The 13,538-nt window shown below is 61.8% G+C and carries 11 protein-coding genes; 6 read left to right on the forward strand and 5 right to left on the reverse strand.

Annotated features, from left to right (window positions below):
- The first annotated feature begins 62 nt into the window (after positions 1-62).
- Positions 63-1,556: an esterase/lipase family protein gene (locus tag JIN84_RS23365; protein WP_200350499.1), complete on the forward strand. Its 1,494-nt coding sequence runs from the start codon at positions 63-65 to the stop codon at positions 1,554-1,556.
- On the opposite strand, the gene JIN84_RS07915 is transcribed toward JIN84_RS23365, so the two are convergent.
- Complete coding sequence (locus tag JIN84_RS07915; RefSeq protein ID WP_200350500.1) at positions 1,553-3,139, reverse strand: rhamnogalacturonan lyase B N-terminal domain-containing protein; 1,587 nt, start codon at positions 3,137-3,139, stop codon at positions 1,553-1,555. The two genes, JIN84_RS23365 and JIN84_RS07915, sit on opposite strands and share 4 nt — an antisense overlap.
- A 137-nt stretch (positions 3,140-3,276) precedes the next feature.
- Between JIN84_RS07915 and JIN84_RS07920 the strand changes: the two genes are divergently transcribed.
- The 4 genes from JIN84_RS07920 to pyrG all read left to right on the forward strand — a co-directional run bounded on the left by JIN84_RS07920 (position 3,277) and on the right by pyrG (position 7,828).
- A complete protein-coding gene (locus JIN84_RS07920) occupies positions 3,277-3,633 on the forward strand; it encodes a hypothetical protein (RefSeq protein WP_200350501.1) in 357 nt (118 codons plus the stop codon).
- A 489-nt stretch (positions 3,634-4,122) separates the two neighbouring features.
- Positions 4,123-5,265 (forward strand): RNA-binding protein, encoded by a 1,143-nt coding sequence (locus tag JIN84_RS07925; protein ID WP_200350502.1) that lies wholly within the window; start codon positions 4,123-4,125, stop codon positions 5,263-5,265.
- 162 nt (positions 5,266-5,427) lie between these two features.
- Positions 5,428-6,186 (forward strand): 3-deoxy-manno-octulosonate cytidylyltransferase, encoded by a 759-nt coding sequence (gene kdsB / locus JIN84_RS07930; protein ID WP_325099574.1) that lies wholly within the window; start codon positions 5,428-5,430, stop codon positions 6,184-6,186.
- A 25-nt stretch (positions 6,187-6,211) separates the two neighbouring features.
- Positions 6,212-7,828: a CTP synthase gene (pyrG, locus tag JIN84_RS07935; protein WP_200350504.1), complete on the forward strand. Its 1,617-nt coding sequence runs from the start codon at positions 6,212-6,214 to the stop codon at positions 7,826-7,828.
- Between the two features lie 72 nt (positions 7,829-7,900).
- Here pyrG and JIN84_RS07940 read toward each other — a convergent pair whose 3' ends face one another.
- The 4 genes from JIN84_RS07940 to JIN84_RS07955 form a co-directional block, all read right to left on the reverse strand.
- Positions 7,901-10,354, reverse strand: coding sequence for a hypothetical protein (locus JIN84_RS07940; protein WP_200350505.1), 2,454 nt, complete (start codon positions 10,352-10,354; stop codon positions 7,901-7,903).
- Between the two features lie 117 nt (positions 10,355-10,471).
- Entirely contained in the window at positions 10,472-11,038 is a 567-nt protein-coding gene (gene frr, locus JIN84_RS07945; RefSeq protein ID WP_200350506.1) for a ribosome recycling factor, read from the reverse strand.
- Between the two features lie 18 nt (positions 11,039-11,056).
- The gene (gene pyrH / locus JIN84_RS07950; protein ID WP_200350507.1) at positions 11,057-11,794 is read right to left on the reverse strand and encodes a UMP kinase; all 738 of its coding nucleotides are present in this window, start codon (positions 11,792-11,794) and stop codon (positions 11,057-11,059) included.
- Between the two features lie 63 nt (positions 11,795-11,857).
- Positions 11,858-12,421, reverse strand: coding sequence for a hypothetical protein (locus JIN84_RS07955; protein WP_200350508.1), 564 nt, complete (start codon positions 12,419-12,421; stop codon positions 11,858-11,860).
- Positions 12,422-12,509: 88 nt separating this feature from the next.
- Between JIN84_RS07955 and JIN84_RS07960 the strand changes: the two genes are divergently transcribed.
- The gene (locus tag JIN84_RS07960; protein WP_200350509.1) at positions 12,510-13,481 is read left to right on the forward strand and encodes a KpsF/GutQ family sugar-phosphate isomerase; all 972 of its coding nucleotides are present in this window, start codon (positions 12,510-12,512) and stop codon (positions 13,479-13,481) included.
- Positions 13,482-13,538 lie beyond the last annotated feature (57 nt).

The raw sequence follows: 13,538 nt of genomic DNA on the forward strand, positions 1-13,538 counted from the left end.
CGGTGGCTTGCCCATGAGCGGGCGGGCCCGTTAGAATGGAACCGCCAAGCCTCACTCCTGCCGTGAAACCCTTCCTCGTCTTATGCCTGTTTCTCGCCGCATGCGCTCCCGCGCGTCTGGAACGCCTGTCCGACCGGAACAACCGTTCATCCTTTGTCAGCACGGATCTCGCCCGTGCGTTCGATGGTGCCGACGATGAAGCCGCCAGCCGCAGCCTTGGGAAATGGATCGCGCGAAACGCCCGTGGCGGCGCGGCGGATTCCGTGCCCGGCTACCATGTCACATGGCATCCCGGCGGCCCCGGCATTTTCGCGCCGGATTATTTCGACCGGATCGAACCCGCGTCGCGCTACGAGGTCAACGGGCTGAAGCACCACCGGGTCGATGGCATCGGCGTGGCGCTCGCCGGTTTCCGTGAAAACCGCGGCCGGACCGCGGTCGAGAAATGGTATCCGCCGGAAGGCATCACCCGCGCGGTCACCGCCGTGGCGATTCCCGGACCGTCGCGGAACGGCGTGCGGTCCGTGGAGATCCGCCTGATCGACCGCATGCGGACCGAGACCTTTGGGAAAAACCGCGCGACCCTCGCAACGGATTTCACCGTGCCATTCACCACGCTGCTGGAGAAAACCGGGCCGCTGCAAACCTCCGGCTTCACCTCCATGGTGCGGATGAAATCCGGCCGCGATCCCGGCTTCGCACTGATGGAACCCTATGATCCGAGCCGCACCCCGCTCATCCTCATCCACGGTCTGTTTTCCACTCCGCTCGCCTGGGCGGAACTGACGAACGAACTCTGGGCCGTGCCCGCCGTACGCAGGCGCTACCAGGTCTGGCACTACCTCTATCCGACCAATCCGCCCGCGCTTTACTCCGCCCGGGTCATGCGCGGCCAGCTCGACGAACTCCGCCATTTCCTCGATCCCGATGGCAGCGATCCCGCGATGAAGCGCAGCGTGGTCGTCAGCCACAGCATGGGGGGACTGCTCGCGAAGACGCTGGCGGTGGAGCCGAAGGACGCCTTCTGGGATGCTGTTTTCACCCGCCCCCTGTCGTCGCTGGATGTCACGCCCGCCGAGCACAAGACCTTGGAAGAAGCGTTCTACTGGAAACCGCGCGGCAATGTGGACCGCATCATCTTCTGCTCCGTGCCGTTCCGTGGCAGCAAGCTGGCCAGCTCGTGGATCGGCAAGGTGGGCGGTCGTCTTGTCGCTCCGAGTCCCAAGTTCCAGGACTTTTTCCGTCAGGTGGAGAAGAAGAACCCCGGAATGCTCCAGCCGGATTACGCATCCCTCACGAAAGGGCGGGTCAGCAGTGTCACCGCGCTCGCCCCGCACCAGCGGTCGATGGAAATCCTCGACCAGCTCCCGCTCACCCGCGGCACCTCCGCGCACATCATCACCGGCTCCATGGACTGGATCGTCCACCGCTCCAGCGCCACCGTCGCCGATGCGGAGTCGAATATCGAGGTTCCCGCCGGGCACGGATCGTTCCATCACCCGAAGGCGGTGGATGAGATCTTGAGGATTCTGGAATTGCCGGACGCGCGACCCTAGTCCCGCAGGCCGATGTAATCAAAAACGAACGCGTTGCTCAGGAATTTCCCCGCTCCCGATCCGCTGCGGTTGTCGATGACCAGGGTGTTCGTCCCCACCTTGAACGCTGATTTCGGGATGCGGTAGGTGAACACTTTTCCGTATCCGCGGTAGATCCCGAAGGTGATGCTGCGGCTGTCGTAGGACGGAGGGGCTCCGGGATCGCGGTTGCTCCATTGGTCGTTCACGCGGACCATCGGTCGCGAGCCGTATTGGGAAACGGTGATGCCGATCTCCAGATCCCGGTCCTTGATCTCCTTGTCCGCAAGCTTGAAGACGATGCGGTTGCCCGCATTCACATCGCCCCACTGCGCGGCGGGGAACTCCGTGAGATTTGAGGGGATCCGGTCGCGGATGGCGAAGGTCACCGGTCCCCATGGGGCGAGCCGCTTGTCGGAGGGATGCATGTCGGTCATCTTGTCCGCGTTGCGGAATCCCGACGGAGTGCCGTCCGGCAGCCCGAGACGCCAGAGGTAGGCGGGGAGTCCCGGATCGGCGAGTGTGGTGGCGATGGCATCCGTGCCGACGGCGATGTCGCCGTCCGCCACCGGGAGTTCCCCCCGCATCAGATAGATCCGGTAGCTTCCCGGCTTGATGGCGGTGGTGGTGAATTTCCCGTCGGGCGTGACCCGCGTCCAGTATTGGGCGGATCTGTTGGACAGATAGACGGTGTAGGGCACCCCGGGGATCCGGCCGGTGGCGGTGCCGGAGACGCGTCCGCGTTCGGAAACCCAGCCCTTGAGTCCGAGGTCCTTCATCCAGCCCATCGCCGGCATCCGGGGGGGCGGCCCTGCGGTGAAACAAAGCGCGTAGGGGCCGTGCAACTGGTTTTTCCGGAACGGCTCCATCTGCGCGTGGCCGGAGAACATGTAGAAGTAGATTTCCTCCGTATCTCCCGCGGTCTGGCTGTTGATGTCCCGGAAGAACGGCCCGCCTGACGAGCTTTCATAGGAACCGATGGCGAAATACGCGCCGATGCCGGACCCGCGCGAACCATGGATGGCGTCGTCGATGAATGGCACGCCGGAGTAATACTTCGAGGTCGTGCGGCCGTCCTTTTGAATGAAGATGTCCTTGGACTCGATGGCTTTTCCCGACGCGTCGTCGCCGGGGCGGTCGAGGTTGCCCTTGTCGAGCACGTCCGAATCCAGCCGGGCGATGAACCGCATTTCGCCGGGATGGGGGCAGTCCGCCGCCCATGTGGCCATGAAGACGTCGGGCTCGCCCTTTTTGAAGGCGTAGTAGTGGGTGACGAGCGGGCTGTCTACGGTGACGAGGATGTGGTCGTCGCCACTCTGTTTCGCGGTGACGGTGGATTTTCCAAACCCCGAGTTGATGTGCGAGCCGCGCGGGTTCGTCTGGAGCTGGGTGCCTTTGACGAGGATGGACTGGAGATTGCCGCTGGCCTTGTTGACCTGGACCACGACGGGAGGCTTGGAGTCGCAATCGATGGTGAAATATTTCCCATCGTCCTTCAGCGAGAATTCCGCGTTTGCCAGTTGGGCGAGCAAGAGCAGGGCCGGGAGTGGTTGGAAACACGTCACGTGCCGAGACTGATGGTTTCCGGGAGTGTTTCCAGATACCCGATCGGGTATGGCGGTTCGGGCGGATGGGTGGTTTCGCGGAGCGGTCGGGCTATTTTTTCTTTGCCTGCCTCCCGCGGTTTTGCCACCGTGTTGTCATGACAAGTCTTTTAAAGTCATTGAGATTGGGTTTCCTTATCCAACTGGTTGCGGCGGTTTTTCTGCTGCAGGTGGCGGGCCACGCGCAGACGGAGAAGCCTGCGGATCCGGTGGTGGGCAAATGGTATTGGATCGAGGAGCAGGTCGTGGAGTGTCTTCCGGACGGGACGTTCACCGTTTTTCCGACCCAGCGCAAAGGCAAGTGGCGCGTCGTCGAAAGCAAGAATGAGTTGCTGAAATACGAGTTCACCTGGGACGAGGGCAAGTTTGTGGATGTCCTGCTGATGTCGCGGGACAAGAAATCGCTGTCCGGAAAGAACAAGGATAAGAAAAAAATCACCGCGACCAGGGTCTGACAGGCCGGCGCGCGCCGGTAGCGGGAAATTCTTGAATTTACCGGTGCCGGGCTTGGGCTGGCGAAGGGAATGGGGGGCTTTCGTCCGGTTGCGGAGCATCCCCTGGGAGGTGGAAAACCTGCCCGCGCCCCGGTTCAGGCCTTGCCATGGTCGGAAAAACCCCTAGATTCCGCGCCGAGCAGGTTTTTCCCGAACCTCCGACACCCGCAAACCGGCCGAGCGCCTATTGATTCACCCCATGCCTTCCAGGGTCGTGAAATCGGCCTGCGGTGCGGAAAAACCGGAACCACCTGCCTCACGGGCGGCGGCGCAAAGCTGACTTGTCCCGGCACCGGTGAAGTCTCCTTCCGCAAGCTGCGGAGCTTCACCCCGGCAGCAAGAAAGCCGGTATCGCCGGGTGCATGTCGGTCAGCACGAGGTCCTTCCAGCATTGCCGGACTCCTGGGTCCGCCGCGCCGGGCCGCCTGAAACCACGACCCCACTGACAACATGTCAAACGCAACACAAGATTCCCGTAACTCGGGAGAAAGCCGTCGCCGCCGCTCACGCGGAGGTTCCAACCGCAACCGTAACAACCAAAACAGCAACGACCGCCGCAGCGGTGGTGAGCGCGAGCCGCGCGAAAACCGCAGCGGTGACAACCGCGGCCAATCCCAGCACCGCCGTCAGGAGAGCCCCCGCTCCGAAGAGTTCCGCCCCCAGGCTCCGCGCAAATACGCCCCCGCGAAACTGACACTCTGGCAGAAGATTCTCAAGGCCGTCGGCCTCTACAAGGAACCGGCGCCGCCGTCCCGCCTTGATCGGAGCGACCGCGCCGAGCGTCCGGAACGGTCGGAGCGTCCGGAACGCAAGGTGGAGTCCACGCCATTCCCGAAGAGCGGTTCCCCCAAGTCGAACACCCGCAACGCCCGCACCGGCGATGGCGAGGCACGTCCGCCTCGCGAGCCGCGCGAAGCCCGTCCACCGCGCGAGCCGCGCAAGGAAGGCGAGCCACGCCAGCCCAAGGAGCGCACGCCACGCGGCGACCGCCCTCGCGGTGGTGATCCGAGGAGCGTCGAGTCCACCCGTGTCTACGTCGGCAACCTTTCCTACGACGTCACCGAGCAGGACCTGCAGGAACTCTTCAAGGGCGTCGGCGCCGTGCGGAACGTGGAGATCGTCTACAACCGCAGCACCCACCGCTCCAAAGGCTACGGCTTCGTGGAAATGCTCCGCATGGACGAGGCGATCCGCTCCGTCGAGGTGCTTCACGACCAACATTTCATGGGTCGCAAGATGACCGTTTCCGGTGCCAAGTCAAAGGGGCAGGACGAGCGTGAGGACCAGGAGCCGCAGAACGAGCCGACCCGTGTGGTGCTCGCCTCCACCAAGCCTGCCGTCGCCCCTGTGGAAGCAGCCGCCGTAGAAGCCGCCCCAGCCTCCGAGGCTCCCGCCGCCGAGCCGGTCATCGAGACCATCGTCGAGCAGGTGGCTCCCGCAGCGGTTGAAGCCTCGCCGGTGGCCGAGGTTGCTCCCGCCGCCGAAGCCGCTCCTGCCGTGGAGTCCGCAACAGTGACGGAAGTCTCCGCCACCGACCTCGAGGCCAAGTATGGCTTCGACAAGTCCAAGGAAGAAAAAACAGGGGACGCCTGATCCGCTTTCCTGATTTTTCCGAAAATCATTCCAGCCCCCGTCCGGTCCGCCGTGACGGGGGTTTTGTTTGGGAGAAAGTGTATGACGTCGGGATACTTTTTCCGAAACCGCTCTTGTCCCCTGCCTAATCCGTGCCATACGCTCGCCCAACTTTTGCCAAGCGTGTCCTTTTCCTCCACTCCCACCTACATCCTCGGCGTGCTTCCGTCGCGCTGGGGCTCCACCCGTTTTCCGGGGAAGCCGTTGCATCTCATCGCCGGAAAGCCCCTGATCCAGCATGTCTGGGAGCGTTGTCAGAAATGTTCCAAGCTGGATGAGATCATCGTCGCCACCGACGACGAGCGCATCCGGGACGTGGTGACCGCCTTCGGCGGCAAGGTGGCGATGACCTCTCCCGACCACCCGACCGGAACCGACCGGATCGCGGAGGCGGCCCGGGCCGTGCCGCAGGCCACGCACATCGTGAACATCCAGGGTGACGAACCGCTCATCGATCCCGCGCTCATCGACGAGCTGGCCACCGCCATGGCGGAGGACGCCTCGCTGGACATGGCCACCGCGGCGAACCCGCTGGACCCGTCCGATCCCGCGGTCCAGGACCCGAATGTGGTGAAGGTCGCCCTCGCCCTGGACGGGCGCGCGTTATATTTTTCCCGCTCGGCCTTGCCATTTTTCAGAAATCCTGTCCAAGGACTGCCCGTGTTGCGACACAAGGGGATCTACGCCTATCAACGCAGCTTCCTCGAACGATTCATCACCTGGCCACCATCACCATTGGAGAGGGCCGAATCGCTCGAGCAGCTGCGTGCGCTTGAAAATGGAGCGACCATCAAGGTCCTCATCACCTCGGATACCTCCCCCGGAGTTGACACCCCTGAACAGGCGTTGGAAATCGAACGCCTTCTCGCCGCTGAAAACTGAATACTGAACACATCAACTTCACACCATGAAATACATCTTTGTCACCGGCGGCGTCGTTTCCTCACTTGGGAAGGGGCTGGCTGCGGCTTCCATCGGCACGCTGCTCGAGCACCGCGGGCTCACCACCCTGATGCAGAAATTCGACCCGTATCTGAACGTCGATCCGGGCACGATGTCGCCCTTCCAGCATGGTGAGGTCTACGTGCTCGACGACGGTGCCGAGACCGACCTCGACCTCGGCCACTACGAACGGTTCACCTCCGGCGTGCTCTCGCGGATGAACAACCTGACCTCCGGGCAGGTGTTCGACTCGGTCATCAAGAAGGAGCGCCGTGGCGAGTTTCTTGGCAAGACGGTGCAGTTCATCCCGCACGTGACGGACGAGATCAAGCTGCGCATGCACAAGGTGACGGAGGACAATCCGAACACCGACGTGCTCATCACCGAGATCGGCGGCACGGTGGGGGACATGGAGGGCCTGCTTTTCATCGAGGCGCTGCGCCAGTTCGCCCTGGAGGTCGGGAAGGAAAATGTCTGTTTCATCCACGTCACGCTGCTGCCCTACATCAAGGCGGCGGGCGAGGTGAAGACCAAGCCCACCCAGCAGTCCGTGGCGAAACTCCGCGAGCTCGGCATCCAGCCGGACATCGTCATCTGCCGGACCGAGGCGGACCTGGACGAGGACAACCGCAAGAAGATCGCGATGTTCTGCAACGTCGAGCGCAAGAACGTCGTGGCCTTCCGCGATGTCGCCCACACCATTTACGAATGCCCGCTGGACCTGCGGCGCGACAAGATCGACCGCCTCGTGGTGGACAAGCTGGGCCTCGGCCACACGCCTTCGCCCGCGCTGGAGGATTGGGAGCGCTTCGTGCAGCGCGTCATCCACCCGAAGCACAAGGTGACCATCGCCGTCGCCGGCAAATACATCGAGCTGCAGGACGCCTACAAATCCATTTACGAATCCCTCATCCACGCCGGTGCCCACCACGACACGAAGGTGCAGATCATCCGGGTCGAGGCGGAAGCCATCGAAGACCGCGGGGCGAAGGAAGTGATCGGTGACGTGGACGGCATCCTCGTCCCCGGCGGTTTCGGCGACCGTGGCATCGAGGGCAAGGTCCTCGCGGCCAAGTACGCGCGGGAAAGCAACATCCCTTACTTCGGAATCTGCCTGGGCATGCAGATCGCCACGATCGAGTTCGCACGGAACGTGTGCGGCCTCAAGGACGCGAACTCCACCGAGTTCGACAAGGCGACGAAATATCCCGTCATCTGTCTTCAGGAAGAGCAGAAGGGCATCGAGGACATGGGCGCGACCATGCGTCTCGGCTCCAGCGAATCCATCCTCTTCACCGGCACCAAGGCGGCGGATCTCTATGGCAATGTGGACCGCATCCATGAGCGCCACCGCCATCGTTATGAGTTCAACTCGGACTATCAGGACCGTCTCCAGGAGGCAGGACTGGTGATTTCCTCCGTCTCGGCGGAAGAAGGATTGGTAGAAATCGTCGAGCTGCCGGACCACCCGTTCTACGTCGGCGCACAGTTCCACCCGGAATTCCAGTCCAAGCCGAACCATCCCCACCCGTTGTTCGCGGGCTTCGTGGCCGCGGCTCTTGAGAAGTCATCGAACGCCTGAGGCTTCTTCTCGGCTTTGTGATTCGATAGTACGGGGGCTCGACGCCGGTTCTGGCCATTGGATCCACCTGACTCAGTCCTTGCGGATCTCCAAGCGGTGCCCGCCTTTCGGGATCATCACAGTTTTGCAATCTGCCAGGGCGGTGTCGATTGATGCTGCGGGCTTTCCATCCAAGTAGATTTGTGACCCGGCCGGGATGCCGCTGACGATGGCTTTTCCGGCCCGGTGGGCGAGTAGCGAGGCCGGCAGCGAGCGATTTCCCACCGGCCCTGATTTTTCGCAATTCGTGAACAGCAATTGCGGTTGGTCGATCTGGCGGGTGACGTGCAGCAGCTTCAGCGAACGCCCTGAAAGGAAAAGCTCCAGCCCACCTCCGGCGTTAGTCTTCCGGCTGGCCACGGTTTCGGCCAGTTGATCGTGGATCAGGTATCGGGTGTCTGGCTCAAGTTCGAGTGACAATTTTGATGCAGGGTCCATGGAAGAGGTTTCTTCCGTGAAGCGCTCCACCTCCACCCGTCTCCGGTCGAGGAGGAAATAGGTATGACCACCGGCGACGTCGTAGCGGGCGCAGGCCCAGTCTGCGGATCCTTTCGCTTGGGCCTTGATCCCGTTTTTTCCCGCGATCATTTCCATAACCGCGAGATAGAGCCGGCTGGTGTCAGTGTCCGCACCAGCATGACGTTCCGGCGGGGTGAAATTCAGATAGATTACGGAGCCTCCTCCTTGGGATTCGATGAGTGAAACCAAGGGGTGTTCATCCAGTTTTAACAAGACTGTGCCGGGAGAGGAGGTCAACGGTCGATCCAGTTTCAAATGGGTGCCTGCGGGGATCGCGAACCTTGCAGTCCATCCGGGATCGATCAAATCGATTTTCCCCTCCGAAACAGAAGTCGTGCCGATCCCCTGAAGTCCCAGTTCCTTTGCGGCATCCGGTTCATCCACGGTGGGGTTCGGTTTGCCGTCCAAGCCTTTGCATGGTCTTGTCGGGACAAAACTGTGGGTGACCAAAATGCGTGCCGGATCTTCCAGCAGCCATCTGCGAAGGCTTGGCAAAACGTCGCGAGGATAATCCCAAGGGGCGAAAAGAAGGATCTTGCGCCCTGCCAACATGTTATCGCCAAGTGGAAAGCAAGCCTGCTCGAAGTCGATGTGCAGATCCACCAATGCCGGAGCCAGGCTGAACTTCTGCCGCACGGATTGTTCCGAATTGTCAGTCTCGTGGAGGATCGACCGGTTCACGATCGAGAGGATGGGAGCGACTGGGCGGGATGGTGAGTCCAACGCGTATTGCCAGAAGCCATCCATCGCCCTTACCTCGCCTCTCCAGCAATCGGCGTGAGGGCCGGCGGGATCGAAGGTTTCCTCCGGAGAGGCCCATATGTAGTCTTCTTCTCTATCATCAAACTGTCCGGCGGCGCTGATCGCCCATGTGATGGCGTGGTTGCTATTGGGGTCCCAATAGTGGGGACGCGCCGGTCCGAATCCCGAGTCCGGGTGTCCGCCTGCGGCTGCGGTTTCGCCGATGAGACCGAGCCTCTTGTTTCCACGGTAAGGTTCGGAGAAATAGCGATAGGTGTGGTAGCCGGTGATTGCGTTCATCGGACTGCCCCATTGTTCCCACCATGCCGCGCCGGTGTCTCGCAGCCGTCCCCATGTGAGGAGGTCGGTACCATTCGCCATGTTCTCCGGATTGAGCGATGCTTGGAGTTCTCCTCCCAACGATTTGGCATGGGCGCCGGCTTCTTGAGCATACTTCAACCAGCACCAGTGGATCAATCCGCGGTAGACGAACTGGTTCCTCTTTTGGGAATCGGTCGGTCGGTCACCTACCAAATTTGGACGGACAGGCTCGTATTCCTTCCATGTTTTCATGCCGAGATCAGCCGGTGTGAAACGCAGACCGGAAAGTTCGGCGAAGTAATCCCAGAAGGAAATCGTGCGGTTGCTCCCGGACTCCTTGATCCGGAGGCCGCCATCGGTTCCATCCAACGCCGCGCGATAAGCTTTGAAGCATGATTCGGAATATCCCCATTGGCCACCGACCCAGGGCCATACGAAATCGACCATGGTGAAGGATTTCGCACCGACTTTGGTGATGGCGGTGTCGATGTTCTCCTTGATCGCCGCGATGGTCGCCGGATGGCAATAATCTGCAGCTGGATGTCCGAATCCGAGTTCCGGAGGCTTCCGGTTCAGAAAATCCAGAGCCCACGCACCCTGGCGATCCAGGTAACCTTCAGCCACCACCGGTCCGGCGGCTTGCAGCGAGAATTGCATCGACCGTTCCCGGGTTTCCGAAGAGAGGGCGGCCATATCAGGAACCTTATCCCGGTCGTAAGCCCTGCAGTAGTCCAGGTTCGGCCACATGGCCGACAACGCATCCAGAAGTTCTCCATTCCCGCCGAAACCACAGAAACGCATCCGATGTTGCCGGGGATCGTCTCCCGCGGGGGCGTACTGTGCTCCTATCTCCAAAGGAATGAATGAAAGCAGCAGGGTGGGGAGAATGATTGGAAGGCAACGCATGAGCCCAAGGAACGGCACGGAAAAACGAATCTTTCTTCCTCACGAAAAAAGGCACAGGAATGGAACTCCAGTGCCTTCTGAGGGTCCGGACAACTTGCCGGGCGTGCCGCGTGCCGACTAAACCTTCATCAGATCGGCTTCCTTCGCCACGGCGTGGTCGTCGATCTTCTTGGTGTATTTGTTCGTCAGCTCCTGGACTTCCTTTTCGAAGGTCTTCTGGGTGTCCTCGGTGAGGAAATTGTCCGCCTTCATCTTCTTCGCGGTGTCCATGCCGTCCTTGCGGGCGGCGCGGAGGCGGACCTTGGCTTCCTCGGCGAGCTGCTTGATCATCTTCACCATGTCGCGGCGGCGTTCCTCGGAGAGTTCCGGGATCGGCACGCGGATCGAGCGGTCCGCCGCGGCGGGGTTCAGGCCCAGCTTGCACTCGCGGATGGCGCGCTCGATGTCACGGGTGGTGACGGGATCGAAGGGCTGCACCATGAGCATGCGGGGCTCGGGAGAGTTGATGATGGCGAGGCTCTTGAGCTTGGAGACGGCACCGTAGGCATGCACGTGCACGTCGAGGTTCTCGATCAGCGCCGGGCTGGCCTTGCCGGTCCGGACGCCGGCGAACTCGTGGATGAGGTAATCCACGCACTTGTTCATCGCGTCTTCGACTTCGAAAATTGCTTCTTCTGGATCCATGATGGCGGTGGTTGAAAATTACTCGCCGTGAACGAGCGTGCCGATGGGCTGGCCGCGCAGGGCGTGGGAAAGGTTTCCATGTGGCGCGAGATCGAAGACCACGATGGGCACGTCATTGTCCATGCACAGGCTGAAGGCGGTGGCGTCCATCACGTTCAGACGTTGGGAAAGGCACTGTTGGAAGGTGACTGTGTCGTAGCGCTTGGCGTCCGGGTTTTTCCGCGGGTCGCTGTCGTAGACGCCGTCCACCTGGGTGGCCTTGAGGATGACATCCGCACCCATCTCGCTGGCGCGGAGGGCGGCGGTGGTGTCGGTGGAGAAGAACGGATTGCCGGTGCCGGCTCCGAAGATGACGACCTTGCCCTCGTCGAGCTGCTTCTCGGCCTTGCGGCGGATGAAGGTCTCGGCCACGTTTTTCATCTCGATGGCGGACTGCACCACGCAGGAAACGCCGTGGTGTTCCAGCGCGCCTTCGAGCGCGAGGGCGTTCATGACGGTGGCGAGCATGCCGACGTAGTCCGCGGTCGCACGGTCCATCCCGCGGGCCGAGGCGCTCGCACCGCGCCAGAAATTCCCACCACCCACGACGATGCCGAGCTGGAGCCCGCCTTGGACCGCCTCGCGGATTTCCAGGGCGATGCGATCGACGATTTCAGGCGCGATATTGTCCCGCGAACCCGGCCCGCGCAGGGCCTCACCGCTGAGTTTGAGAATGGCGCGTTTGAAAGGACGTGGATCTTTAGGAGGGGTGCTCATGCGTGGTTGGTGCTGACGGATGAAAGCGGAATCCCCCCCGGCTTGAAAAGGGAAAACACGGAATCAATTTGTCCCCGCCTCTTCGGTGATGACAAATTTCGTCCCGAGATCGCGCAGGCTGGCCTTCGCCTCGTCCGCACCGTCGATGCCGATCTCCACATCGAGCGGCTGCGTCTGGCCCCGGTGGTACTCGTCGAGCGTCTTCCGCAGCGCGAGGATGGCGAGCTTCAGGATCTGCCGGGAGGTGAGGTCCACATCCTGGGGAATGGCGAGATCCGCCACGTTCAGCTTCACCTGCAGGACATTGTCCTGGATTTCCCCGCTGATTCCGATGTTGCAGAGCACCAGAAGATTGGTTTCCTGGACCTTGTAGTTCGGGTTGTTGGTTGGAACCAGGTGGGGGGTGCGGATGGCGTCCACCAATACTTCGGGAAAAGCGCCCGTCAGCGCCATCGGCCGCGACATGACGGACGCCTGGAGAGTCTCGCCGATGTCGCTGATGGCGTCGTCCACATCGGTGCCATGGAGGCTGAGGGGTTCGAAAATGGGTACCATCGAGATCGTGGAGGCCATGCCGAGGCAGCCGAGAAATCCGCTGAGAATAACCGAAGTGATCGCAGTTTTCATATCGGGATACTGGGAGGGGATTCCCTCACTTGCGAGAGCAAAGCTCGCGGGACTTGCAAAGCGTCCGGTTCCGGGTTTGTCATGGGCCATGGATTATCTGGCCCGGGCCCGTTCTGTGATAGAGATTGAAATCGATGGCCTCAGCCGCGTGGCCGGACGTTTGGACAATTCTTTCGTCGTGGCGGTGAAAATGCTCCAATCCACCCTCGACCAGCGGGGGAAAATCGTCGTCATCGGCGTCGGCAAATCGGGGAACGTCGGCCTGAAGATCGCCGCCACCCTGAATTCCACGGGTGCCACCGCGGTGGTGCTGGACTCCCAGAACGCGCTGCATGGCGATCTCGGGCTGGTCTCGGACGGGGATGTCATCATCGCGCTTTCCTACTCGGGCGAGACCCGCGAGCTCCTGGACCTGCTGCCGTTCATCAAGCGTTTCGACGTGAAGATCATCTCGCTGACCGGCAAATTGAATTCCACGCTGGCCCGTCTCAGCGAGGTGACGCTGGACACCTCCGTCGAGCGAGAAGCCTGCCCGCTCAATCTCGCGCCCACCTCCTCATCCACCGCCATGCTCGTGATGGGGGACGCTCTTGCGATGGTCCTGCTGGAGTCGCGCGGTTTCACTGAAACGGACTTCGCCCGTTTCCACCCCGGCGGATCGCTCGGCCGCGCGCTGCTCACCCGGGTGTCCGACATCATGCGGGCGGATGCGGAGGTGCCGACCGTGGCGGAGGATGCGGATGTTTTCGCCACGCTGGACGTGATGAACCGCGCGCGCGCCGGTGCCTGCCTGATCTTGAAATCCGACGGAGACCTCGCCGGCATCTTCACCCACGGCGACTTCGCCCGCAGTTTCCGGAATGACCCGCTGCTCGGGGAAAAGCCCGTGGCCTCCCTCATGACGCGCCAGCCCATCACCGTGCAGGCGGACGCCCTCGCGGTGGAGGTGCTCAGGACCATCGGGGAGAACCGCATCGACGACATCGTCGTGCTGGATGAAAACGGCAAGCCGGTGGGGCTGATCGACACCCAGGACTTCGCGAGGCTCAAGATCGTCTAGGGCAAAGGGCCCGGGTTTTGATTCGAAAAAGAGGAAGAGCCGTGTGGCTTCCTCTTT

It is taken from the genome of Luteolibacter yonseiensis (genome assembly GCF_016595465.1).
GTDB classification, from domain to species: domain Bacteria; phylum Verrucomicrobiota; class Verrucomicrobiia; order Verrucomicrobiales; family Akkermansiaceae; genus Luteolibacter; species Luteolibacter yonseiensis.

Bases quoted from the DNA above. Each gene is read 5' to 3' on its own strand.
- JIN84_RS07920 (WP_200350501.1), top strand. From the start codon at position 3,277: ATGACAAGTCTTTTAAAGTCATTGAGATTGGGTTTCCTTATCCAACTG.
- JIN84_RS07925 (WP_200350502.1), top strand. From the start codon at position 4,123: ATGTCAAACGCAACACAAGATTCCCGTAACTCGGGAGAAAGCCGTCGC.
- pyrG (WP_200350504.1), top strand. From the start codon at position 6,212: ATGAAATACATCTTTGTCACCGGCGGCGTCGTTTCCTCACTTGGGAAG.
- JIN84_RS07940 (WP_200350505.1), bottom strand. From the start codon at position 10,354: ATGCGTTGCCTTCCAATCATTCTCCCCACCCTGCTGCTTTCATTCATT.
- frr (WP_200350506.1), bottom strand. From the start codon at position 11,038: ATGGATCCAGAAGAAGCAATTTTCGAAGTCGAAGACGCGATGAACAAG.
- pyrH (WP_200350507.1), bottom strand. From the start codon at position 11,794: ATGAGCACCCCTCCTAAAGATCCACGTCCTTTCAAACGCGCCATTCTC.
- JIN84_RS07955 (WP_200350508.1), bottom strand. From the start codon at position 12,421: ATGAAAACTGCGATCACTTCGGTTATTCTCAGCGGATTTCTCGGCTGC.
- JIN84_RS07960 (WP_200350509.1), top strand. From the start codon at position 12,510: ATGGATTATCTGGCCCGGGCCCGTTCTGTGATAGAGATTGAAATCGAT.